A 22,067-nucleotide genomic window follows, 5' to 3' on the forward strand; every position below is an offset into this window, starting at 1 on the left:
TTCGCCGTCGCGCAGGGCGACGTGCCGGGTAGGACGGCTCGGAATAATTCCTGCGAAAACTCTTAGGCCGCGGTTCTTCAACCGTGTCCGCGATGTGGGCGGACGGCCCGGATGTTCGGTGGGTGTGTCGTCCTGGGGATCGACGAGCGCGAGAGTGACGTATGATCTGGCTTAGCCATGATCAACTCCTGAGGTTGTTGATGGTTAGCGGGCCAGGGGTGGTGAGACACCCTTGGTCCGCGCTTCTCACAGCATTGCTGCCATGGTTACCCGCGAGGCGTCGAAAACATTCCGCGGGTAACGAGAATCACGCTATCAGAGCAACTGAAAGTTGTCTGTAGGGCGATTCCGATTTGTACTTCATCGATGTAGGTTGGGGTGAGCCAGCGGCGAACCCCAACATCGGCATATCGATGCGCATCGCATGGTTGGGGTTCGCCGTTGGCTCACCCCAACCTACGCCGTTCGGATGGCTCAGTGGCGATACGCGGCCTCGCGCGCCTGCTGCAACTGCTCGCGCAGATACGCGTCGCGGCTCTCGCCGCCAGGGATGACCGGCATCGCCATCACCGCTTCGACAATGCGCCGCTCATCCTGCTTGTAACGCTGAAACTGCGGATCAGAGGCAAGCTGCTGCAGCCAGGCCTGATTCGCCTGCTCAGCGTCCGTATGGAACTGCGCACCCAACGCAGCGAGCGCATCGGCCTGCGCTTGTGGGTCATCCACCGTCACACGCACCAAGGCGATCTGCAGATTCATCGACTCGCCGGCGCTGATCGATCGATCGGCCTCGCGTCGCCGAAGCTCCTCGCGCAAGGCATCGGCCTGGCGTTGGCGGGTGAGCGGGTCCAGCGTTCGTGCGCGCGCGAAGAAATCATGCACGTCCTGGCCGAAACGCTCGCGCTGCTGATAATCGCGAACTGCCGCGCTATCCACCGTCGCCGCAACGCGTGGCACCGCTACGGCGGTCGCGCCGGTGCGCACAGGCACCGGCGCGGGTGGTCTCGGCCAGGCGAGCCAAAGCCCGCCCAGGCCGAGACCGGATGCCGCCAGGATCACCACCGCGCGATTCATTGCGCGCCTCACAGCCCGTTGCTGAGCAACTGGTCGACCAGGATGTACAACGGATTCGCCGGCTTCGCGCGATCCGCCGCATCGCTGGCTTCCGACGCATGGATCACGCGCCCCTGCCCATCCAGCACGTTATTGATGAAGTCGATCAGCTCCAGATGCTGATCCTGGATATCGCCATTGCGCAGATCGACGATGGTGGTGCAGTGGCTTTCATTGAGCGCGCGGTACTGCGGGAAATAACCGCCGAAGTTATTCAGGCCGTCGGTGGTCTGGCGCAGGCGATTGGTGTCGATCGCCCATAGCTGATGGATCAGCCTTTCCTTGGTGGCTTGGTCCGGCGCATTGGCAATCTCCGGATAGAAGCGCTCATACGAATAGCTGGAGTAATTGAGGTCCTGCCAGAAATGCGTATGGCCGAGGCGATCGTTGGGAAACTCCGCGGACAGCGCGGGATAGATGCTGCCCATATCGCTGCGGTCGAAGCCGGGCAGGTAATGCTGCAGTGTGTTCAAGGGGCCGTTCGCTTCATCCAGGCCCCAGGCCTGGCGGATCTGTGCGAACAGCGGCTCGGACGGATAGTCCGCCGGCTTGCCGCCCGTGGGTGCCGAGAAAATCGGCCCGGAATCGTCGAGCAGGAAGGAGCGCGGCGAACCCATGTCCTTACGCCGCGCCGCATAGTTGGTCAGGCTGCCGGTGCCACCGGCACTGCAACCGGTCGACAGCATCTGGCCCGGTCGCGGCAGATGGTCCTTGAGCCACGCCAGCATCGCGCGCTCGTTGCGCAGGCCGTTGTGGTGCCAGATCAGCGGCTCGTGCTGGCCACTGGGGTCGGGATAAACCGCAACGCGATCGCCCGAATAAATATCGCCGGTGCAATACGGCGCATAGACGATATTCCACTGCTGCGTCTTCAACGGCTGCAATTGCGGCAACTCGCCATTGAGCAGATTCACCAGGTCCAGCAGGTTGAGCCGGCCCACGAAGGGGCTGACCAGCAGCGCCCCCGGATTGCTGATGGTCATGTAATTGTCGGGAATGCCATTGGGATTGCGCGCGCCGCGAATACCCGACTGGCCCGTGCAACTGCCGTAATCCCAGCACGCGCCGCCGCCTTCCATATAAACCACCGTGTTGGTGGTCTGCGCACTGCGCAGCAGGAAGAACTTGTACGGCGAGCCATTACCGCAGATCGCGCCGGTTTCCGGGGCGAGCTGGATGGTCTGCCACTGATCGTAGGCGCCGGGTTTGAAACCGTCGGCAAAACCGGCCGGATTGCTCAATAACGGATACGGCCCCAGTCGCTGATCGGGTGTGACCGGATGATCCGCTCGCGGTGGACTGATCAAATTGAGCAGCACCTGCAGCGGTGTGTAATCGCCTTCCTCGGCGTGCAGGACAGGCGCGGCATTGCAAAGCAGAAAGCCGCCCAGCAGGGCAGCCAAGGATGTGCGGCGCAGGGACATGTGGGTTCCTCCGAATCCAATCGGCACGAGATGCGTGGGTCACGATCGCGTAATGCCCGGTGGTTCACCGGTACGGGCCATGCTCCCCTGGCCCGATCGACGGAGCAGACGCCTTGCGGCTGCACGCCACAAGCAAGATTGCGTGAAAATCGAGCAAGTCGGCTGGATTGCCCCCCGCACTTGTCCGGCTTGCCCCCCGCGAAGCTAGTCGCCGGCGTGGCGAGCGTTCTGCGGCGGCATGCCGGTCCAGCGTTTAAACGCGCGCCTGAATTCGCGCGGATCGCTGAAGCCGATTTCGGAGCCGATTTCCGCCACGCTCAGTTGGCCGGCGCGCAGCAATTCCAGCGCGCGTTCGGCGCGCACGCGGTCGTGGATCTCGCGGAAGATGCGGCCGCTCTCGGCCAGCTTGCGGCGCAGCGAGCGCTCGCTGAGGTTGAGCGTGCGCGCCACGTCCAGCAGCCGCGGCTGCTGGCGCAGGCGGCTGCGCAGCAGGCGTTCCACCGCGGCGACGATCTCCTGGTGCGGCTCGCCGCCATCGGGCGTCATCTGCTGCGCGCACAACGCCAGCGCCTGCTTCGCAGTGAGCGGGTTATGCCCAGGCAGCGGGCGCGCCAACCACGGCGTGCCGATCAGCAGGCGGCATTGCGGCGTGCCGAAGCGCACTTCGCATTGGAACAGTTCTTCGTACGCACGCGCATACGACGGACGCGGATAGCCGAATTCCACGCGCACCGGGCGCAGCTCCGGGCCGACCAGTTCGCGCGCGATCATGAAACAGCTGGCGAACAGTTCCTCGCAGAAGAACGGCAGCAGTTCGGTATCGCCGAAGCGCGGCCACGCCACCAGGGCCACTTCGCGTTCGCTCAGCGGCTCCAGGTTGAGTTCCAGCAGGCAGCCGCAGATCTTGTGGTGGGCAACGCCGGCCAGCATGGCCTCGCCGAGCGTGCGCGAGGTCATCATGGCCAGGCCGAGCAGGCCGAAGCCGCCGATGGTGCCTTCGCGGCCGATGCGCAGGCCGGCGTCCGGCACGTCCAGCGCCTGCAAGGCGCGGCGCGCGAACAGGCTGGCCTGGCGATAGGACACGCGCAGCGCGGGGTCGGCGATCTGGGTGCGGCTCAAGGCGAGGCCGGCGAACCAGTTGCGGCTGTCCACGCCCAGCGCGTCGGCCATCTGCGCCAGGTACAGCAGTTTGTTCGGCGGGAACTCGGCAGCCGTATAACGCGGATCGTCCGCCAGCAGCGGATGCGCCGCGGGCGGCGCCAGGCCGGCCAGGGTGGCGGGACGTGCCATCGTGCCTCGTGCTCCCCACGGGTGCCGGCGAGGGCCGGCGCGAAAGGCGTTTCTATAGCACGCACGGCAGGCCGGTGTTTGCGCGATGCACAAACCATTGAGCCGCCTGCCTATTGTGACGAGGCGCGAACGGCAGTGTGATGCGGGTCGGTCCCTGCGGGAGCCGGATGTGCGCCAATCCTGTGCTGGCGAGGCGGGAGGAGCTGGCGGGGTTACGCTCCCCGGGTACGCCGGTGGATAGTGGGCAGCGTGTGGCGGAGCGGGCGCTGGTCGAGCGGGCGCCTTACCAGTCAGGGGGCAGCATGGGCAGAGTCAAAGGGAACGGCCGCGGCAACCAGCTTTCGCCGATGAAGCAGGGTGGGCGGGGCAGCGGATCGACGTCGACGAAAAAGGCCACCGGCGGCGGCCCCCAGCTCTCGCCGATGAAGCCCGCGCCCAAGCGCGCGACCGCGACCAAGATCGCGGATATTCCGGCCGAGAGCACCGGCGGCCGCTACCGCAGCGCGTTTGCGCGCGACGACAAGCGGGCGAGTTCCGGCAAGCTCGGCAAGTCCACGCACAAGTTCGAGAACACGGCGCGCGAGGCGCGCAAGCAGTGGCGGGGTGGCGCCACCACCGGCGTGTCGGTGACGACGCCGTTCGGGCCGGTCAACCTGTCCAAGTTTCCGACCAAGGACCCGGCGCCGAAGATCACCACCGTCAAGAAGGACTACTCGAACGCCTCGGTGGGCCACAAGTACAGCGAGATCACCGATGCCCTGATCAGTCCCCGGCTCACCGGCAGCAAGCGCAAGGAGCGCGAACAGGAAGTAGCGACCGAGCTGTTGAGCTCGATCGAAACCGGCCAGCGGCCGAAGAAGAACCCGCGCATCGCCAGCGGCGAGGAGTCCAACGCCGCCGCCAAGCTGCTGGCGATCAGCCATGTATCGGAACCGGAGCGCGTGCGGGGCTCGAGCAAGGACATGCGCGCGAAACTGCGTGGCATCAAGAAGGGCACCACGTCGTTCAATGACGCGTTCGTGGGCGGGGACAAGGACACTCCGCCGGAATTCCTGATGGCGCGCAATCCGGCGACGGCGCGCCGCGCGCTTGGCAAGGGGAGTTACAAGAACGCGTTTCCGCCGAATAGCTTTCGCAAGAAAGATCCGGATTACTCGGACAGCAGCGATGACGATGGTTGATGCGCCGCGCCCGGCGTAGGTTGGGGTGAGCCATAGGCGAACCCCAACGTTGTGAAGCGCGTGAAGGGTGCGATGTTGGGGTTCGCCTGTGGCTCACCCCAACCTACGCCGGCGTTGTTTACTCGCCGATCGTCAGCAGCGACGCATTGCCACCCGCGGCCGTCGTATTGATGGTGAGCGTGCGCTCGCCCGCAAAGCGGAACAAGTAGTGCGGGCCGCCGGCCTTGGGGCCGGTGCCGGACAGGCCTTCGCCGCCGAACGGCTGCACGCCGACCACCGCGCCGATCTGGTTGCGGTTGACGTAGCAGTTGCCGACGCGGGCGCGGCTCTGGATGAACTCCACGGTGTCGTCGATGCGGCTGTGGATGCCCAGGGTGAGGCCGTAGCCGGTGGCGTTGATCTGCTCGACCACCTTGTCCAGCTCGCTGCCCTTCCAGCGGATCACGTGCAGCACCGGGCCGAAGATCTCGCGGGTCAGCGTGGCCAGGCCGGGGATCTCGTAGGCGCGCGGGGCGAAGAAGGTGCCGTTGCCGGTGGTGGCCGCGTCGAGCACGACTTCGCCGATCTTCTTCGCTTCCTGGTCCATGCGCGCGGCGTGGTCGACCAGGATTTTCTTCGCGTCCTCGTCGATCACCGGGCCCACGTCAGTGGACAGCTGGGCGGGGTCGCCCACCTTCAGCTCGGCCATGGCGCCGGCCAGCATGGCGCAGACCTTGTCGGCGATGTCTTCCTGCACGAACAGCACGCGTGCGGCGGAGCAGCGCTGGCCGGCGGACTGGAAGGCGGAGGAGATGGCGTCCTTGACGATCTGCTCGGGCAGGGCGGAGGAGTCGGCGATCATCGCGTTCTGGCCGCCGGTCTCGGCGATCAGCGCGGCGATCGGCGCGTTGCGCGCGGCCAGCGCGCGGTTGATCGCCCAGGCGGTTTCGGTGGAGCCGGTGAAGGCCACGCCGGCCACGCGCGGGTCGCGGGTGAGCGCGGCGCCGACGGTGGCACCGTCGCCCGGCAGGTACTGCAGCACGTCGGCCGGCACGCCGGCTTCGTGCAGCAGCTGCACGGCGGCATGGCCGATCAGGCTGGTCTGCTCGGCCGGCTTGGCGATCACGCTATTGCCGGCGGCCAGCGCCGCGGCGACCTGGCCCAGGAAGATCGCCAGCGGGAAGTTCCACGGGCTGATGCAGACGAACACGCCGCGGCCGTTCAAGAACAGCTGGTTGCTCTCGCCGGTCGGGCCGGGGAGCTGTTCTGGCTGGCCGAAGTAGCGGCGCGCCATGGTGGCGTAGTAGCGCAGGAAGTCGGCGGCCTCGCGGATCTCGGCGATGGCGTCGGGCAGGCCCTTGCCGGCTTCGCGCACGCACAGGGCGATGAACTCGCCGCGGCGCGCTTCGAGCTGGTCGGCGGCGTGCTCCAGGATGGCGGCGCGGCTGGCGGCCGGCAGGCGGTCCCAGCCGTATTGCGCGGCGACGGCATTGGCCAGGGCCTGCTCGACCGTGGCGCTGTCGGCGCTGACGTAGCTGCCCACCACCTGGCGGCGGTCGGCCGGGTTGGTGACCTGCACGGTGGCGCCGGCGCTGTTCGCGCCCGGCACCAGCGGAGCGGCCGTCCACGGGCCCGACTTGGCGTTGACCGTCTCGGCGAGGGCCTTCAGTTCGTTGTCGTTGGAGAAATTGACGCCCATGGAATTCTTCCTAAATACATGATTTGAATTCTGCGCAAGCGCAGAATTCTCACCGTAAAGATTCACCGGCAGCGGAATGCGCGGGTGAGGAATGGATGCGAACGAGCGCACCGTTTCGCACGGATCGGCGACCAGCTCGCGCACCGGCAGGCTTTCGTCCACCACGCGGTTGACGAAGCTGGTGTTGGCGCCGTTTTCCAGCAGGCGGCGGACCAGGTAGGGCAGCAAGTCCTCGTGGGTGCCGACCGGCGCGTAGACGCGGCAGGGCACGTTGAGGTTCTGTGCGCCGATCACTTCGGCATACAGGTCGGTGCCCATGCCGTGCAGGCGCTGGTATTCGTACGGGCGGCCCTTGGACAGGTGATGTATGGAGGCGATGCTGTGCGCGTTGTGCGTGGCGAACTGCGGGTAGATCAGTTCCACGCCGGCATCGAACAGCTTGCGTGCGCAGGCCAGGTACGAAACATCCGTATTCGGCTTGCGCGTATACACGGGGTAGCCCGGCAAGCCGTTCTCCTGCGCGCGCTTGACCTCGGCGTCCCAGTACGCGCCCTTGACCAGGCGCACGTACCAGCGGCGGCCGGAGCCGCGGGCGGTCTCGATCAGCCAGTCGATCACGAACGGGGTGCGCTTGGCGTAGGCCTGCACCACGATGCCGAGGCCGTTCCAGCCGGCCAGCGAGGGATGCGCGAAGACCTCGCCCAGGATATCCAGCGACAGTTCCAGGCGGTCCGCTTCCTCGGCGTCCACCGACAGCGCGATGCCGTACTTCATGGCCAGCTGCGAGAGTTCCAGCAGCTTGGCGCTCAGCTCGCGGCGGGCCAGCTCGCGCTTGGCCACTTCGTAGCGCGGGTGCAGCGCGGAGAGCTTGACCGAGATCGAGGGCGCGTCGGTGTGGTTGGCAAACGGCCCGCGCGCGCCGATGGCGGCGATGGCGTTGCGGTAGTCCTGCTGGTAGCGCTCGGCGGTCTCGCTGGTGAGCGCCGATTCGCCAAGCATGTCGTAGGAATAGCGGTAGACCGCGTATTCCTTCTGCGCGCAGCGGTCCAGCGCCTCGTTGATGGTGCGGCCCATCACGAACTGGTGGCCCATGACGCGCATGGCCTGGCGCACGGCCAGGCGGATCGCCGGCTCGCCCGCGCGACCGACCAGGCGGCGCAGGGCGCCGGCGAAGTCGTGGCGGGTGTCCTCGGCCAGGTTGACCAGCTTGCCGGTGAGCATCAGGCCCCAGGTGGAGGCGTTGACGAACAGCGATTCGCTCTGGCCCAGGTGCTTCTTCCAGTTGGCGTCGCCGAGCTTGTCGCGGATCAGCTTGTCGGCGGTGACCTTGTCGGGGATGCGCAGCAAGGCCTCGGCCACGCACATCAGCAGCACGCCTTCCTCGCTCGAGAGGTCGTACTGGCGCATGAAGGATTCGACCGCGCTCTGGTCCTTGGCGCGGGCGCGCACGCGGCTCACCAGGTCGGCGGCCAGGTCGATCACCTTTTCGCGCTCGGTGGGCGGCAGGCTGGCCTGCACCAGCAGGTCGTTGACCGCTTCGGTCTCGTCGCGCAGCCAGGCGGCGGTGATGCGCGCGCGGGCCGGTTCGGCGCCGGTGGGGAGTTCGGGGCTGAGGATGGGCTGGGTCACGGGATGTCGATGGCCGGGGAAGCGCAAGGGAATTCTGTGATTGTACGTGTTGAGGGGGAACGGACGCATCCGTATGCCCTCGGGATTCAAGGTGGAGTCCTTCTCCCGCTGGGAGAAGGTGGCGGCAGCCGGATGAGGGTACGGCCGGAGTCGTGCACATCATTCTTGCGCTCCGCCCGAACCCTCACCCCAACCCCTCTCCCGATGGGAGAGGGGCTTCATTTCGGCGCACCGCATCCCGAAGCCCACGTCAAGCCCCTGCGTCATTCTTGCCCGTGCGGACGCCGCGGCCTATGATTCGCGGGTTCCAGGCACGCCGGTTACTCCATGATCGTGCTTCGACCAGCTGTCGCCGGCCTGCCGTGCGCGACGATTTGGCTCAAGCCTAATCGCGCCCTCAGCCGGCGTGATCTGCGTCGATGGATGGGGGTACTGGCGGCTTTGGCGCTGACGACGGCCGGACTGGGCGCGTGGCAGGGCAATGTATTCGCTCCGCTGTTCGCGCTGGTCGAGTCCTCCGCGGTGGTTCTCGCCCTGGGCGTGGCCTGGCGGGCCGGCGACCGCAGCGAGCGCATCACCCTCGACGCCACGTCGCTGGAGGTGCAATCCCTGCCAGGCCGGCGCAGTGCGCGCTTCCAGTCCTACTGGGTGCGCGTGCGGCTGGGGCAAGGTGCGGGACGCCATCGTCTGCTGCTGACGTCGCATGGGCGCGAGTTGGAGATCGGGGCGTTTCTCGCCGACGAGGAACGTGTCGAGCTGTCGAGGAAACTCATGGTGCTGCTGGCGGACCTTCATCCGCAGCCGCGCAGGTAGGTTCAACAAGGGTGCAAGACATGACATCTGGCGGCATCAGGATCAAGGCATGGGTGGCAACGATCTGCGCGCTGTTTGCTGGCGCGGCGTGGTCCAACCCGGAACCCGGTCAGCTGAACATGACGCGCGGCGTGACCGAATGGTCGTCCGAGCCGTACTTCCTCAATAACGTCGCCCTGGGTGTCTGCGTCGTCATCGGCATCGTGGTGTTCGGCGCGATGTTCGTGGCGATGTTCCGCTTCCGCAAATCGCGCGGCGCGGTGGCCGAGAAGTGGTCGCACAACACCACCCTCGAGATCATCTGGACCACCATCCCGGTGATCATCCTGATCGTGCTGGCCTACCTGGCCACCGGCGGCCTGAAGACCTTCGCCGACACCACCGGCTCGCAGATGACGGTGAAGATCACCGGCTTCCAGTGGAAGTGGCGCTACGACTACGTGGAATACCAGGGCAAGCCGGTCGACAAGGTCGGCTTCATCTCCAAGCTGGACCGCGAGAGCGACGAGACCCGCCAGCTGAAGTCCGGCCTGGACCCGAACGCGGTCAAGGTGGACGGCTACAACACCTATCTGATCAATGTCGACGAGCCGCTGGTGGTGCCGGTCGGCACCAAGATCCGCTTCGTGATCACCGCCGGCGACGTCATCCACTCCTGGTGGGTGCCGGCGCTGGGCTGGAAGATCGACGCCATCCCCGGCATCGTCAACGCGGCCTGGACCAACATCAAGGAACCGGGCGTGTACCGCGGCCAGTGCGCCGAGCTGTGCGGCCAGGACCACGGCTTCATGCCGATCGTGGTGAAGGCGGTGCCCAAGGCCGAGTTCGAGCAGTGGCTGGCGCAGAAGCAGCAGGCGGCCCAGCCGCCGGCGCCCGCGCAGCCGGCTGCTCCGGCTCCGGCCGCCAGCGCCGCCGCGCCGAAGACCGCGCAGGCCGCCGCTCCGGCGACCAGCCACCAGGGTTGATCCTTCGGCCACACGCCGTCCCACAGCATTCCGTTTAGGTAGAGGTGCAAGGCCATGGCCCACGCAGCCACCCACGATCACCATGACGACCATCACGGCGCGCCGAAGAATTTCTTCGTGCGCTGGTGCATGTCCACCAACCACAAGGACATCGGTACCCTGTACCTGGTGTTCTCGCTGCTGATGTTCTTCATCGGCGGCAGCTTCGCGATGGTGATCCGCGCCGAGCTGTTCAAGCCCGGCATGCAGCTGGTGCAGCCGTACTTCTTCAATGAAATGACCACGATGCATGCGCTGGTCATGATCTTCGGCGCGGTGATGCCGGCCTTCGTGGGCCTGGGCAACTGGATGATCCCGCTGATGATCGGTGCGCCGGACATGGCGTTGCCGCGCATGAACAACCTGTCGTTCTGGATCCTGCCGTTCGCCTTCGCGCTGCTGCTGTCCACGCTGTTCATGGCGGGCGGTGGCCCGGCCGGCGGCTGGACCATGTACCCGCCGCTGTCGCTGCAGACCGACTCGCTGGCCTACGTGGTGTTCGCGGTCCACCTGATGGGCATCAGCTCGATCATGGGCGCGATCAACATCATCGCGACCATCCTCAACATGCGCGCCCCGGGCATGGACCTGCTGAAAATGCCGGTGTTCGTGTGGAGCTGGCTGATCACGGCGTTCCTGCTGATCGCGGTGATGCCGGTGCTGGCGGGTGCGGTGACCATGCTGCTCACCGACAAGTACTTCGGCACCAGCTTCTTCAATGCGGCCGGCGGCGGCGACCCGGTGCTGTTCCAGCACATCTTCTGGTTCTTCGGGCACCCCGAGGTGTACATCATGATCCTGCCGGCGTTCGGGATCATCTCGGAGATCGTGCCGACCTTCTCGCGCAAGCCGATCTTCGGCTACAAGGCGATGGTGTTCGCGATCGCCTCGATCGCCTTCCTGTCGTTCATCGTGTGGGCCCACCACATGTTCGCGGTCGGCCTGCCGCTGGGCGCCGAGATCTTCTTCATGTACGCGACGATGCTGATCGCGGTGCCGACCGGCGTGAAGGTGTTCAACTGGGTCAGCACCATGTGGGGCGGCTCGATGACCTTCGAGACCCCGATGCTGTTCGCGATCGCCTTCGTGATCCTGTTCACCATCGGCGGCTTCTCCGGCCTGATGCTGGCGCTGGTGCCGGCGGACTTCCAGTACCACGACTCCTACTTCGTGGTGGCCCACTTCCACTATGTGCTGGTGACCGGCGCGATCTTCGCGATCATCGCGGCCGCGTACTACTGGCTGCCGAAGTGGACCGGCCACATGTACAGCGAGTTCTGGGGCAAGGTGCATTTCTGGAACAGCGTGATCTGGGTGAACGTGCTGTTCTTCCCGCAGCACTTCCTGGGCCTGGCCGGCATGCCGCGCCGTATCCCGGACTACAACGTCGCGTTCGCCAACTTCAACATGATCAGCTCGATCGGCGGTTTCCTGTTCGGCGCCTCGCAGCTGATCTTCCTGGGCGTGATCGCGCATGCGGTGTGGTTCTCGAAGAAGAAGGCCACCGACCGCGTGTGGGAAGGCGCCAAGGGCCTGGAATGGACGCTGCCGTCGCCGGCGCCGTACCACACCTTCGAGTTGCCGCCGGTGATCCACGACGACGAGCTCGCCCACGGGCACGTCGAAGACTGAAGATGAAAGGTGCTTGCCGCCGCGAGGCGGCAGGCGCCGGTAGCGCTTACCAGTGAACCAGCAGCAGACAGACATCGAGCAGGCAGGGGCGCGCCGCAAGCGCGCCAGGCGCACCGCCCTGGTGGTGGCGACGATCGCGGTGGCGGTCTTCGTGTTCTCGATCCTGCAGATGCTGTGGATCTCGAAGTAGGCGGCACGGTAAAGCAACACAGGTTTCGCAACCCCGCGCATTCCGGCGGGTGGAAGTAACAAAGAAATCCACGGGAAACTCACCATGGGTCAGCAGCAAGGCGCTTATTTCGTACCCTCCAAGAGCTCGTGGCCGATCGTGGCCGCAGTCGTCATGTTCGTCACCGTGCTCGGTGCCGCGCATTGGCTGAACGCGCAGCCCGGTGAGGCCAGCTTCGGCAAGACGCTGCTGACGATCGGTTTCGTCGGCATCCTGGCCATGTTCTTCGGCTGGTTCCGCTCGGTGATCCGCGAGTCGCTGGCGGGCAACTACAACGCCCAGGTGGACACCTCGTTCCGCATGGGCATGATGTGGTTCATCTTCTCCGAGGTGATGTTCTTCGGCGCCTTCTTCGGCGCGCTGTTCTATGCCCGCATGTTTTCGGTGCCGTGGCTGGGCGGCGATGGCCACGGCGTGCTGACCCACCAGTTCCTGTGGGGCGACTATGCAGCCGCATGGGGCGCCAACGGCGGCGGCGGTCCGGCCCGCATCGGCGGCGACTTCCAGACCGTGGCGGCGTGGGGCCTGCCGCTGCTGAATACGCTGATCCTGCTGACCTCCAGCGTCACCGTCACCATCGCGCACCATGCGTTGAAGGCCGGCCATCGCGGCAAGCTGCTGGTGTTCCTGGCCTTCACCGTGCTGCTGGGTGCGACCTTCCTGTACTTCCAGGCGCACGAGTACATCGAGGCCTACAAGGAGCTCAACCTGACGCTGCAGAGCGGCGTGTACGGCTCCACCTTCTTCATGCTCACCGGCTTCCACGGCATGCACGTGACGCTGGGCACGATCATGCTGGCGGTGATCTGGTTCCGCTGCGCCAAGGGCCACTTCAGCAAGGACCACCACTTCGCTTTCGAAGCCGTGGCCTGGTACTGGCACTTCGTGGACGTGGTGTGGCTGGGGCTGTTCATGTTCGTCTACATCCTCTGATACCCAGGTCTCTGAGGCGCTCGCCGCCCGGAAACGAAAAAGCCCGCCGGAAGGCGGGCTTTTTCTTTGGCTGGCTGGCGTCAGGTCTGGCCCGGCCGGTTCTACACAAGATGGGGGCGGACCGGAATGTCGCGGGAAGCGGCGCGTTTCCCGGCGGACCGCTACAATTGCTCCTTTAAAATCAGCGACCCACGCCGTGCGGATGCAGCCAGCCCATCCAGATGCCCAGCACGACCATCAGGATGAGCAGCACCGAGAGCCCGATGCGGCGCGTCAACGCCCACACCGTGCGCTTGCTGCCGTCCTTGTCGGTCATCATGAAATACAGCGCCTGGCCGAGGTTGAACAGCACCACCAGCAGCAGGATCACCAGCGCATATTTGTAGACGGTTTCCACGTGATTGGCCCGAAGGACGATGACATCCGCAGTATAGCCTCGCCCCGCGGCGGCTCCGTATGAGCCTGCTGCGGCGTCCGCGTTGGTGGGCCGTGCTGCTGACCGTGGCCGGAGTGCTGCTTTTCCTGCGCCTGGGCGAATGGCAGCTGCATCGCGCCGACGAGAAGGAAGCACTTCTGCGGCGCTATGCCGCAGCGGCGCAGCAGCCTGTGCGCGAATTTGCCGCGGTGGCCGCAACGCCGCCCGCCGACGCGTTTCCGCGCGTGCACCTGCGCGGCGAATACCTGCCGGGCCGCGAGTACCTGCTGGACAACCCCAAGCACGACCAGCGCGGCGGCGTGGAGGTGTATGCGCCATTCCGCCCGCAAGGAAAGGACGAGCTGCTGCTGGTGGACCTGGGCTTCCTGCCCGGCAACGGCACCGACCAGGCGCCGCAGCTGCCGCCCTTGCCCAACGGCGCGGTCGAACTGAGCGGTTTCTATCAGCCCCCGCCCGGCGTGGGTTTCGAGATGGGCGGCGATGCGCTGGCGCAGCAGCAGGCCTGGCCGAAGACCACCATTTATCTGGACCTGGGCCAGGTCGCGCAGGACCTGCGCGCCACCGTCTATCCGCGCGTGCTCGCGCTGGAAACGGAGCCGGCCTCGATCTACGTGCGCGAGCACACGCCCGACTTCAGCGCGATGCCGCCGGCGCGTCATCGCGCCTATGCCTTCCAGTGGTTCACCTTCGCCGTGGTGGCGGTGGTGATGTTCCTGTTCCTGCACCGCAAGCGCAAAGCCAAACAAGGGGACTTGCGATGAATCAAGCCGCACCGCCGCCGGCCCAGCGCGCCGGCCGTCTGAAACTCCTGCTGATCATGGCGATCTTCGCCGCGCCGATCATCGCCGCGGGCCTGCTCACCGTCGGCGGCTACCAGCCCAGCGGCAAGGGCAATGGTTTGCCGATCACGCCGCAGCGCAACTTTGCCGAGGAAGCGCTGCGCGTGCAGTTGCCGGACGGCACGCCGTGGGCATGGCGCGCCGCGGAGCCGCAGCTCACCCTGGTGGCGCTGCCCGGCGCGGATTGCGCTGCCGCCTGTGTCGAAACGCTCAACAAGATCGCCGCCGCACGCATCACCTTGAACCGCAACGCGCCGCGCCTGCGCCTGCTGCTGCTTGCCGCGGCACCGGCGGTGGGCAAGGTGGAGCACGGCATCTGGCAGCCGGACGCCAACGCCGATTTCCGCTGGCAGCTGGGCAGCGATGTGGACGGCAAGCTGGCCGGATGGCGCGCCCCCACGCCGGGCGCGGTCGCTGCGCTGCTGGTCGAATCCAACGGCACGGCGCTGGCGCACTATCCGGAAGGCTTCGATCCGACCGGCCTGCGCAAGGATCTGCAGAAGGTGATCCGCTGATGTCCTCGCGTTCCATCAAGCTTCTGCGCGGCCTGGCCTTGCTGGCCGCGGTGTTCGCCTTCGGCGTGGTGATGTTCGGCGCCTTCGTGCGGCTGTCCAACGCCGGCTTGTCTTGCCCGGACTGGCCGACCTGCTACGGCCAGGCCACCTGGCCGGAACACCAGCACGAGATCGCGCAGGCCAACCAGGCCTTCCCCGATCGCCCCTACGAAACGCACAAGGCCTGGCGCGAGCAGGTGCATCGCTTCCTGGCCGGCACGCTCGGCCTGCTGGTGCTGGCGCTGGCGTTGATCGCGAGCTGGCGGCGGCCGTGGGCGCGCTATGCGGTGATCGTGTCGGCGATCCTCGCGGCGGTCGGCGTCACCATGTACATGCGCGGCGAGCACAGCATTTCCTCGATCGTCTCGGCCTTCGCCATCGGCCTGCCGTTGCTCGCCGCGGCAGCGCTCGATCGGCCCGGCGCGTGGCGCATCAGCGTGCTCGCCTTTGGCGTGATCATCTTCCAGGCCATGCTGGGCATGTGGACGGTGACCCTGCTGCTCAAGCCCATCGTGGTGATGGGCCATCTGCTCGGCGGCATCGCCACCTTCGCGCTGCTGGCGTATGCGGCGCTGCGTTTCGCCGGCGTCGGTGCGCGCGACAACAGCTACGGCGCACTGCGCCGGCTGGTGGTGCTGGGCATCGTGCTGCTGCTCGCGCAGATCGCGCTGGGCGGCTGGACGTCCGCCAACTACGCGGCGCTCGCCTGCGGCACGGATTTCCCCAAGTGCCTGGGCCAGTGGACGCCGCCGACCGATTTCGAGCAGGGTTTCGTGCTGTGGCGCGGCGTCGGCGTCAACTACGAGGGCGGCGTGCTGGACATGGCCGCGCGCAGCGCGATCCAGCTCGCTCATCGTCTCGGCGCGCTGGTGGTGTTCTGCTACCTGGCCTGGCTGGCGCTGCGCGCCACCCGCCGCGGCCTGCGCGGGCACGGCCTGGCGATTGCGGTGGTGCTGGTGGCGCAGGTGCTGCTGGGCATCAGCAATGTGCATTTCGGCCTGCCGCTGCCGGTGGCCACGCTGCACAACGGCGTGGCGGCGCTGCTGCTGTTCGTGTTGCTGGCGACACTGGCGCGCACGCAGCGCCGGCATGACGATGGCCTCTTCCAGAGGCTGGGATGAGCCGATGAGTCCGATCCTATGAAGCGTGCCAACGAATATTTGGAACTGACCAAGCCGCGCGTCGTCGCGCTGCTGGTGTTCTGCGCGGTGATCGGCATGTTCCTGGCCGTGCCCGGCGTGCCGCCGTGGCGCGCGCTGGTGTTCGGTACGCTGGGCATCTGGCTGGCGTCGGCATCGGCCGCCGCGTTCAATCACCTGATCGACCAGCGCATCGACAAGCTGATGGCGCGCACCGCGCATCGCCCGCTCGCCACCGGCCAGCTCACCCCGCGCCAGGTGGCGGTGTTCGCGCTGTCGCTGGGCGTGCTGTCGATGCTGGTGCTGGTGCTGCTGGTCAATCCGCTGACGGCGCTGCTCACCTTCGGCGGCCTGATCGGCTATGCGGTGGTCTATACGGCGTACCTCAAGCGCGCCACGCCGCAGAACATCGTGATCGGCGGGCTGGCCGGGGCGATCCCGCCGGTGCTGGGCTGGACCGCGGTCACCGGCGAGCTGCATGCGTTCGCGCTGCAGCTGTGCCTGATCATCTTCGTGTGGACGCCGCCGCATTTCTGGGCGCTGGCGATCTTCCGCCGCGACGACTACTCGCGCGCCCAGGTGCCGATGCTGCCGGTGACGCACGGCGTGGTGTACACGCGCTGGCACGTGCTGTTCTACACGGTGCTGCTGTTCCTGGTGACCCTGCTGCCGTCGCTGACCGGCTACAGCGGGCTGGTCTACCTGGGCGGCGCGGTGGTGCTGGGCGCGGGCTTCCTCTATTACGCGGTCCGGTTGCTCAATCCGCCGGATGAATTGTTCGCGATGAAGGTGTTCAACTACTCCATCGTCTACCTGATGGCGCTGTTCGCCTTCCTGCTGGCCGACCATTGGCTGGTGGAGCCCCTGCTGCAGCAGGGGCAGGGTTTCGTACTTCAACGTGCGGCGTAGCTACGCGCTGGAGACCTGTTGGGGTTCGCTGCGCTCACCCCAACCTGCCCGAGCGCAGCGCGTAAAAACTTTCGCCCCTCGATTCAGCCAATTAAGGTTGACACTTGCGCAGCGCAGCAAGACAATTCGCGCGCCTTCCGGCGCGCTGCGCCCGAAGACATCCCTGTCCGACCAACCAAGGCATATGGACGTTTACCCTAGTCGCAACGTCGACATCCGCGAGCATCGGGTGCCGGCGTCGCATAACAAGCTGATGATCTGCGGCGACCGCCTGCGGTCGGCTGGCGCTTTCCTCGACTAGGGAAGACCAGCCCACTCCTGACGGCCGCCCCAGGCCGTAACGAGGAGATGGGCTATGAAGCTCCTTCGCGATTTTTTCCGTTTGCCCGCCGCGGGCCGTTCCCTGCTGGGCCGCCGCGCCGTTCGCCGTACCTGGATCGTCACCGTGCCTGCGCCGCAGGCCGTCGCCGTGCGTGAACCGGTGACCGTGGCCATGCATCGCAAACCCGAGTCCGCGCTTACCCGTCCGGCTGCGCGCCGCACGGCGTACGCCGCATCGAAAGGACTCGGTCATCTTCAGCTGGTATCTCAGCGCTGAGGGCTTGAGGACATGAAGCGCACCGTGCTCCGCAAAGGCTGGCCTCCGCCAGGCGGCGGGCGCTGGCCGCTGCCGCGGCCCTGGCGCGGGCATTCAGTGCAACGCGGATAGCCATCCGCCGAACTCGCTGATCCGCCCTGATTCCACGTATTTCCCGGAAGCGAGTCATGATCAAGCATTCCACCCAGACCGTCGCCGGCAAGGCGTCCGGCAAGGGCGCCGGCGTGCGCGTCGCCGTCGCGCTCGAAGCGTTCCGCCATAACGAAGCGCTGTTCGCCGCGCTGGATACGAACGCGGCCGGCCTGGACGCCGAGCAGATCGCCGAGCGGCTCGACCGCGACGGCGTCAACGAGGTCTCGCACGAGAAGCCGCCGCACTGGTCGCACCAGCTGCTGCGCGCGTTCAAGAACCCCTTCATCATCGTGCTGCTGGTGCTGGCGGTGGTGCAGCTGGCGACCGACGGCGACGACCTGGCCGGGCCGATCATCATCGCGGTGATGGTGGGCATCAGCGTGCTGCTGAGCTTCACCCAGGAATTCCGCTCGTCCAAGGCGGCCGAGAAGCTGAAGGCAATGGTGCGCAACACCGCCACCGTGACGCGGCGCGCCGAGGACGGCCACAGCGAGCGCATCGAAGTGCCGGTGGGCGAACTGGTCGCCGGCGACATCGTGCACCTGGCCGCGGGCGACATGGTGCCGGCGGACCTGCGCCTGTTCAGCGCGAAAGACCTGTTCATCAGCCAGGCCATCCTTACCGGCGAATCGCTGCCGGTGGAGAAGTCTGCGCCGACTCCGGCGCAGGTTTCCGAAGACGGTACGCATGGCGCGCTGGATAACCCGCTGGACCTGCCCACCGTCTGCTACATGGGCACCAATGTGGTCAGCGGCACCGCCAGCGCGGTGGTGGTGGCGACCGGTTCGCGCACGTATCTGGGTTCGCTCGCACACACCATCGTCGGGCAGCGCGTGCGCACCAGCTTCGATCGCGGCGTGAACAGCGTGAGCTGGCTGCTGATCCGCTTCATGGCGGTGATGGTGCCGATCGTGTTTCTGATCAACGGCCTGGACAAGCACGACTGGCTGCAGGCGTTCCTGTTCGCGCTCTCGGTCGCGGTGGGCCTGACCCCGGAAATGCTGCCGCTGATCGTCACCGCCAACCTGGGCAAGGGCGCGCTGGCGATGTCCAAGCGCAAGGTAGTGGTGAAGCGCCTGAACGCGATCCAGAACTTCGGCGCGATGGACGTGCTGTGCACCGACAAGACCGGCACGCTGACCTTGGACAAGATCGTGCTGGAGCGCCATCTCGATCTGTACGGCGAGGAGTCGGACGAGGCGCTGGAATACGGCTATCTCAACAGCCGCTTCCAGACCGGCCTGAAGAACCTGATGGACAAGGCGGTGCTGGAGCACCGCGACCTGGAGACGGTGGCGCAGCAGTACCGCATCGTCGACGAGATCCCGTTCGACTTCCAGCGCCGCCGCATGTCGGTGGTGGTGCGCCACGGCGAAGGCGACGAGCTGCTGGTGTGCAAGGGCGCGGTGGAGGAGATGCTGTCGATCTGCGCCTACGCCAAGGCGGGCGACGAGATCCTGCCGGTGACCGACGAGATGCGCGCGGACATCAAGGCGATGACCCGCGGCCTCAACGAGGACGGCCTGCGCGTGCTGGTGGTGGCGGTGAAGCACCAGCCGCCGGCGGGCCGCGCCTATGGCGTGGCGGACGAGTCCGGCCTCACCGCGGTGGGCTGCCTGGCCTTCCTCGATCCGCCGAAGGATTCGGCCGCCACCGCCATCGCCGCGCTGCATCACCACGGCGTGGAAGTGAAGGTCATCACGGGCGACAACGAGGCGGTGACGCGCAAGATCTGCCGCGAGGTGGGCCTGGATGTGCAGCACTCGGCGCAGGGCAAGCACATCGAGCCGCTCAACGACGACGAGCTGGACGCGCTGGTCAAGCGCACCACCGTGTTCGCCAAGATGTCGCCGCTGCAGAAGGCGCGCGTGGTGAAGTCGCTGCAGCGCCAGGGCCACACCGTGGGCTTCCTCGGTGACGGCATCAACGACGCGCCGGCGCTGCGCGAAGCGGACGTGGGCATCTCGGTGGATACCGCCACCGATATCGCGAAGGAGTCGGCCGACATCATCCTGCTGGAAAAGAACCTGATGGTGCTGGAGGAGGGCGTGATCGAAGGACGCATCACCTTCGGCAACATCATCAAGTACATCAAGATGACCGCCAGCTCCAACTTCGGCAACATGTTCTCGGTGCTGGTGGCGAGCGCGTTCCTGCCGTTCCTGCCGATGCTGCCGCTGCAGATCCTGGTGCTGAACCTGCTGTACGACATCTCGCAGCTGTCGATCCCGTTCGACCGCATGGACGACGACTACCTGCGCAAGCCGCGCAAGTGGGACGCCAGCGACATCGGCCGCTTCATGGTGTGGATCGGGCCGGTCAGCTCGATCTTCGACATCACCACCTTCCTGCTGCTGTGGTACCTGTTCGGCGCCAACAGCGCGGCACACCAGTCGTTCTTCCAGTCCGGCTGGTTCGTGGAAAGCCTGCTGACGCAGACGCTGATCGTGCACATGATCCGCACCAAGCGCATCCCGTTCCTGCAAAGCGTCGCCGCGGCGCCGGTGCTGGGCCTGACCACGGCGATCATCGCGATCGGCCTGCTGGTGCCGTATAGCAGCCTGGGCCCGAAGATCGGCATGGTGCCGCTGCCGCCGATCTACTTCGCCTGGATCGCGTTGACGGTGCTGACCTACTGCGTGCTGACGCAGCTGGTGAAGCTGCTGTACATCCGGCGCTACGGTCGCTGGCTCTAAAAAAAATCGGGGACAGGGAGCGCGGAACGGGGCGCTTCCCGTTCTCCGCTCGCTGATTCCCGTTCCCTGACGAAGGAGGATCCCGCCATGAAAGGCACCTTCGCACTGCTCGATATCGCCGGCTTCGTCGCCCTGCTGCTGTGGGGCACGCATATGGTTACCAGTGGCGTGTTGCGCGGCTACGGCAGCGCGCTGCGGCGCTGGCTCGGCCGTTATCTCGGCCACCGGCCGACCGCGTTCGCGTTCGGCATCTGCATCACCGCGCTGCTGCAGAGCAGTACCGCGGCCGGCTTGATGGCGACCTCGTTCGCCGCGAACGGCTTCCTCGGCCTGGCGCCGGGGCTGGCGGTAATGCTTGGCGCCAATGTGGGTACGACGCTGATCGTGCAGGTGATGTCGTTCGACATCTCGCTGATCGCGCCGGTGCTGGTATTGGTGGGCTTCACCATCCATCGCCGCAGCGACGATGCGCGCTACGAGAACCTCGGCCGCGTCTGCATCGGCTTAGGTCTCATGCTGCTGTCGCTGCATCTGCTGGTGCTGTCGCTGGCGCCGGTGGAGAACGCGCAGGCGCTGCACGCGGTGCTGCAGAGCCTGTCCAGCGAGCCGGTGCTGGCGGTGCTGGTGGCGGCGCTGATGACCTGGCTGTTCCATTCCAGCGTGGCGATGGTGCTGCTGATCGCTTCGCTGGCCAATGCCGGCGTGGTCGATGCCCCCGGCGCGCTGGCCCTGGTGCTGGGCGCGAACCTGGGCGGCACCTTGCCGGCCCTGCTGGAAGCGCATACGCCGGTGGCGCGCCGCCTGCCGCTGGGCAATCTGCTGGTGCGCGCGTTCGGCTGCCTGGTCTGCCTGCCGCTGCTGCATCCGCTGGCCGCGTGGCTGGCGCCGCTGGGCGAGGCGCCGGCGCGGCTCGCGGTGAACTTCCATACCGCGTTCAATCTCGGCCTGGCGGTGCTGTTCATCCTGCCGGTGGAGCGCCTGGCGCAGTGGCTGGTGCGGCTGCTGCCGGATCCGCCGCGGCCGGACGATCCGGGCGTGCCGCAGTACCTGGACGAAGGCGCGCTGGATTCGGCCAACGTGGCGCTGGCCAATGCGGCGCGTGAATCGATGCGCATGGCCGACATGGTCGAAGGCATGCTCAAGGGCCTGGTCGAAGTGTTCGGCAAGGACGACAACGTGCGCGCCGCCGCGATCAGCCGCATGGACCCGTGGCTGGACCGGCTGGGCGTGGCGATCCGCGAATACCTGGCCGATCTCGGCGGCGAAGCGCTGAACGAGGAAGACGGCGAACGCAGCCAGGAGATCCTCGCCTTCGTCATCAATATCGAGCACATCGGCGACATCACCGCCAACAACCTGATGGAGTTCGCCGCCAAGAAAGCCCAGCGCGGCCAGGACTTCAGCGCCGACGACATCCTGGACCTGGCCGCGATGCACGCGCAGGTGATGGAAAGCCTGCGGCTGGGGCTGGCGGTGTTCATGCGCGGCGACCTGCGCGCGGCGCAGCAGCTGGTGTCGCGCAAGGAAGCGATCTGGCGTTTGGAGAACGAAGCCTCCGAGCGCCACATCCGCGCACTGCGCGAGCGGCGTGATGGTGGCGGCGGTGGCGATGTGTACCTGCGCATCCTGCGCGACCTCAAGCGCATCCATTCGCATCTGGCGGCGCTGGCCTATCTGCCGCTGGAACGCGCCGGGCTGCTGCAGGGCAGGCTGGTGAGCGAGCCCCTGTCGAAAGCGCAAGCGTAGGTTGGGGTGAGCCGCAGGCGAACCCCAACATGATCACCTTCAAACGCGTCGCATGTTGATAGATCAAGCCCCTCTCCCATCGGGAGAGGGGT

The 22,067-nt window shown here is 66.5% G+C and carries 18 protein-coding genes; 13 read left to right on the forward strand and 5 right to left on the reverse strand.

From position 1 onward, the window contains the following. Positions 1-474: 474 nt before the first annotated feature. From AB4083_RS05895 to AB4083_RS05905, 3 genes are all read right to left on the reverse strand, one after another. Complete coding sequence (locus tag AB4083_RS05895) at positions 475-1,074, reverse strand: hypothetical protein (RefSeq protein ID WP_441606838.1); 600 nt, start codon at positions 1,072-1,074, stop codon at positions 475-477. Between the two features lie 8 nt (positions 1,075-1,082). Then, a complete protein-coding gene (locus AB4083_RS05900) occupies positions 1,083-2,537 on the reverse strand; it encodes a pectin acetylesterase-family hydrolase (protein ID WP_441606839.1) in 1,455 nt (484 codons plus the stop codon). 204 nt (positions 2,538-2,741) lie between these two features. Further along, the gene (locus AB4083_RS05905) at positions 2,742-3,827 is read right to left on the reverse strand and encodes an AraC family transcriptional regulator (RefSeq protein ID WP_441606840.1); all 1,086 of its coding nucleotides are present in this window, start codon (positions 3,825-3,827) and stop codon (positions 2,742-2,744) included. Positions 3,828-3,967: 140 nt separating this feature from the next. On the opposite strand from AB4083_RS05905, the gene AB4083_RS05910 reads away from it, so the two are divergent. After that, a complete protein-coding gene (locus tag AB4083_RS05910) occupies positions 3,968-5,008 on the forward strand; it encodes a hypothetical protein (RefSeq protein WP_441606841.1) in 1,041 nt (346 codons plus the stop codon). 118 nt (positions 5,009-5,126) lie between these two features. Here AB4083_RS05910 and putA read toward each other — a convergent pair whose 3' ends face one another. Continuing rightward, the gene (gene putA, locus AB4083_RS05915; protein WP_441606842.1) at positions 5,127-8,315 is read right to left on the reverse strand and encodes a bifunctional proline dehydrogenase/L-glutamate gamma-semialdehyde dehydrogenase PutA; all 3,189 of its coding nucleotides are present in this window, start codon (positions 8,313-8,315) and stop codon (positions 5,127-5,129) included. 327 nt (positions 8,316-8,642) lie between these two features. Between putA and AB4083_RS05920 the strand changes: the two genes are divergently transcribed. The 5 genes from AB4083_RS05920 to AB4083_RS05940 all read left to right on the forward strand — a co-directional run bounded on the left by AB4083_RS05920 (position 8,643) and on the right by AB4083_RS05940 (position 12,926). Further along, complete coding sequence (locus AB4083_RS05920; protein ID WP_441606843.1) at positions 8,643-9,128, forward strand: DUF2244 domain-containing protein; 486 nt, start codon at positions 8,643-8,645, stop codon at positions 9,126-9,128. 20 nt (positions 9,129-9,148) lie between these two features. Further along, positions 9,149-10,093: a cytochrome c oxidase subunit II gene (coxB, locus tag AB4083_RS05925; protein WP_441606844.1), complete on the forward strand. Its 945-nt coding sequence runs from the start codon at positions 9,149-9,151 to the stop codon at positions 10,091-10,093. 54 nt (positions 10,094-10,147) lie between these two features. Further along, positions 10,148-11,764, forward strand: a complete 1,617-nt coding sequence (ctaD, locus tag AB4083_RS05930; RefSeq protein ID WP_441606845.1) for a cytochrome c oxidase subunit I — start codon at positions 10,148-10,150, stop codon at positions 11,762-11,764. A 52-nt stretch (positions 11,765-11,816) separates the two neighbouring features. After that, positions 11,817-11,954 (forward strand): hypothetical protein, encoded by a 138-nt coding sequence (locus AB4083_RS05935; RefSeq protein ID WP_441606846.1) that lies wholly within the window; start codon positions 11,817-11,819, stop codon positions 11,952-11,954. 84 nt (positions 11,955-12,038) lie between these two features. After that, positions 12,039-12,926 carry a cytochrome c oxidase subunit 3 gene (locus tag AB4083_RS05940; protein ID WP_441606847.1) on the forward strand — a complete coding sequence of 296 codons (888 nt, stop codon included), beginning with the start codon at positions 12,039-12,041 and terminating at the stop codon, positions 12,924-12,926. A gap of 181 nt (positions 12,927-13,107) precedes the next feature. Here the strand turns inward: AB4083_RS05940 and AB4083_RS05945 are convergent, their stop codons facing one another. Further along, positions 13,108-13,323: a twin transmembrane helix small protein gene (locus AB4083_RS05945; RefSeq protein WP_026635495.1), complete on the reverse strand. Its 216-nt coding sequence runs from the start codon at positions 13,321-13,323 to the stop codon at positions 13,108-13,110. Between the two features lie 59 nt (positions 13,324-13,382). Here AB4083_RS05945 and AB4083_RS05950 point away from each other — a divergent pair, with 59 nt between their 5' ends. From AB4083_RS05950 to AB4083_RS05980, 7 genes are all read left to right on the forward strand, one after another. After that, a complete protein-coding gene (locus AB4083_RS05950) occupies positions 13,383-14,123 on the forward strand; it encodes an SURF1 family protein (RefSeq protein ID WP_441606848.1) in 741 nt (246 codons plus the stop codon). Then, positions 14,120-14,716, forward strand: a complete 597-nt coding sequence (locus tag AB4083_RS05955) for a hypothetical protein (RefSeq protein ID WP_441606849.1) — start codon at positions 14,120-14,122, stop codon at positions 14,714-14,716. Before AB4083_RS05950 ends, AB4083_RS05955 begins: the two co-directional genes overlap by 4 nt. Next, the gene (locus AB4083_RS05960) at positions 14,716-15,876 is read left to right on the forward strand and encodes a COX15/CtaA family protein (RefSeq protein WP_441606850.1); all 1,161 of its coding nucleotides are present in this window, start codon (positions 14,716-14,718) and stop codon (positions 15,874-15,876) included. The genes AB4083_RS05955 and AB4083_RS05960 overlap by 1 nt, the downstream gene beginning before the upstream one ends. Positions 15,877-15,894: 18 nt before the next feature. Beyond that, positions 15,895-16,803: a heme o synthase gene (gene cyoE / locus AB4083_RS05965; RefSeq protein WP_441606851.1), complete on the forward strand. Its 909-nt coding sequence runs from the start codon at positions 15,895-15,897 to the stop codon at positions 16,801-16,803. A gap of 355 nt (positions 16,804-17,158) precedes the next feature. Then, positions 17,159-17,401, forward strand: a complete 243-nt coding sequence (locus tag AB4083_RS05970; protein ID WP_441606852.1) for a hypothetical protein — start codon at positions 17,159-17,161, stop codon at positions 17,399-17,401. 167 nt (positions 17,402-17,568) lie between these two features. Next, positions 17,569-20,229 (forward strand): magnesium-translocating P-type ATPase, encoded by a 2,661-nt coding sequence (mgtA, locus tag AB4083_RS05975; RefSeq protein WP_441606853.1) that lies wholly within the window; start codon positions 17,569-17,571, stop codon positions 20,227-20,229. A gap of 87 nt (positions 20,230-20,316) precedes the next feature. Beyond that, positions 20,317-21,975, forward strand: coding sequence for a Na/Pi cotransporter family protein (locus tag AB4083_RS05980; protein ID WP_441606854.1), 1,659 nt, complete (start codon positions 20,317-20,319; stop codon positions 21,973-21,975). Positions 21,976-22,067: the final 92 nt, after the last annotated feature.

It is taken from the genome of Dyella sp. 2RAB6, from assembly GCF_052115385.1.
Taxonomy (GTDB): Bacteria; Pseudomonadota; Gammaproteobacteria; order Xanthomonadales; family Rhodanobacteraceae; genus Dyella_D.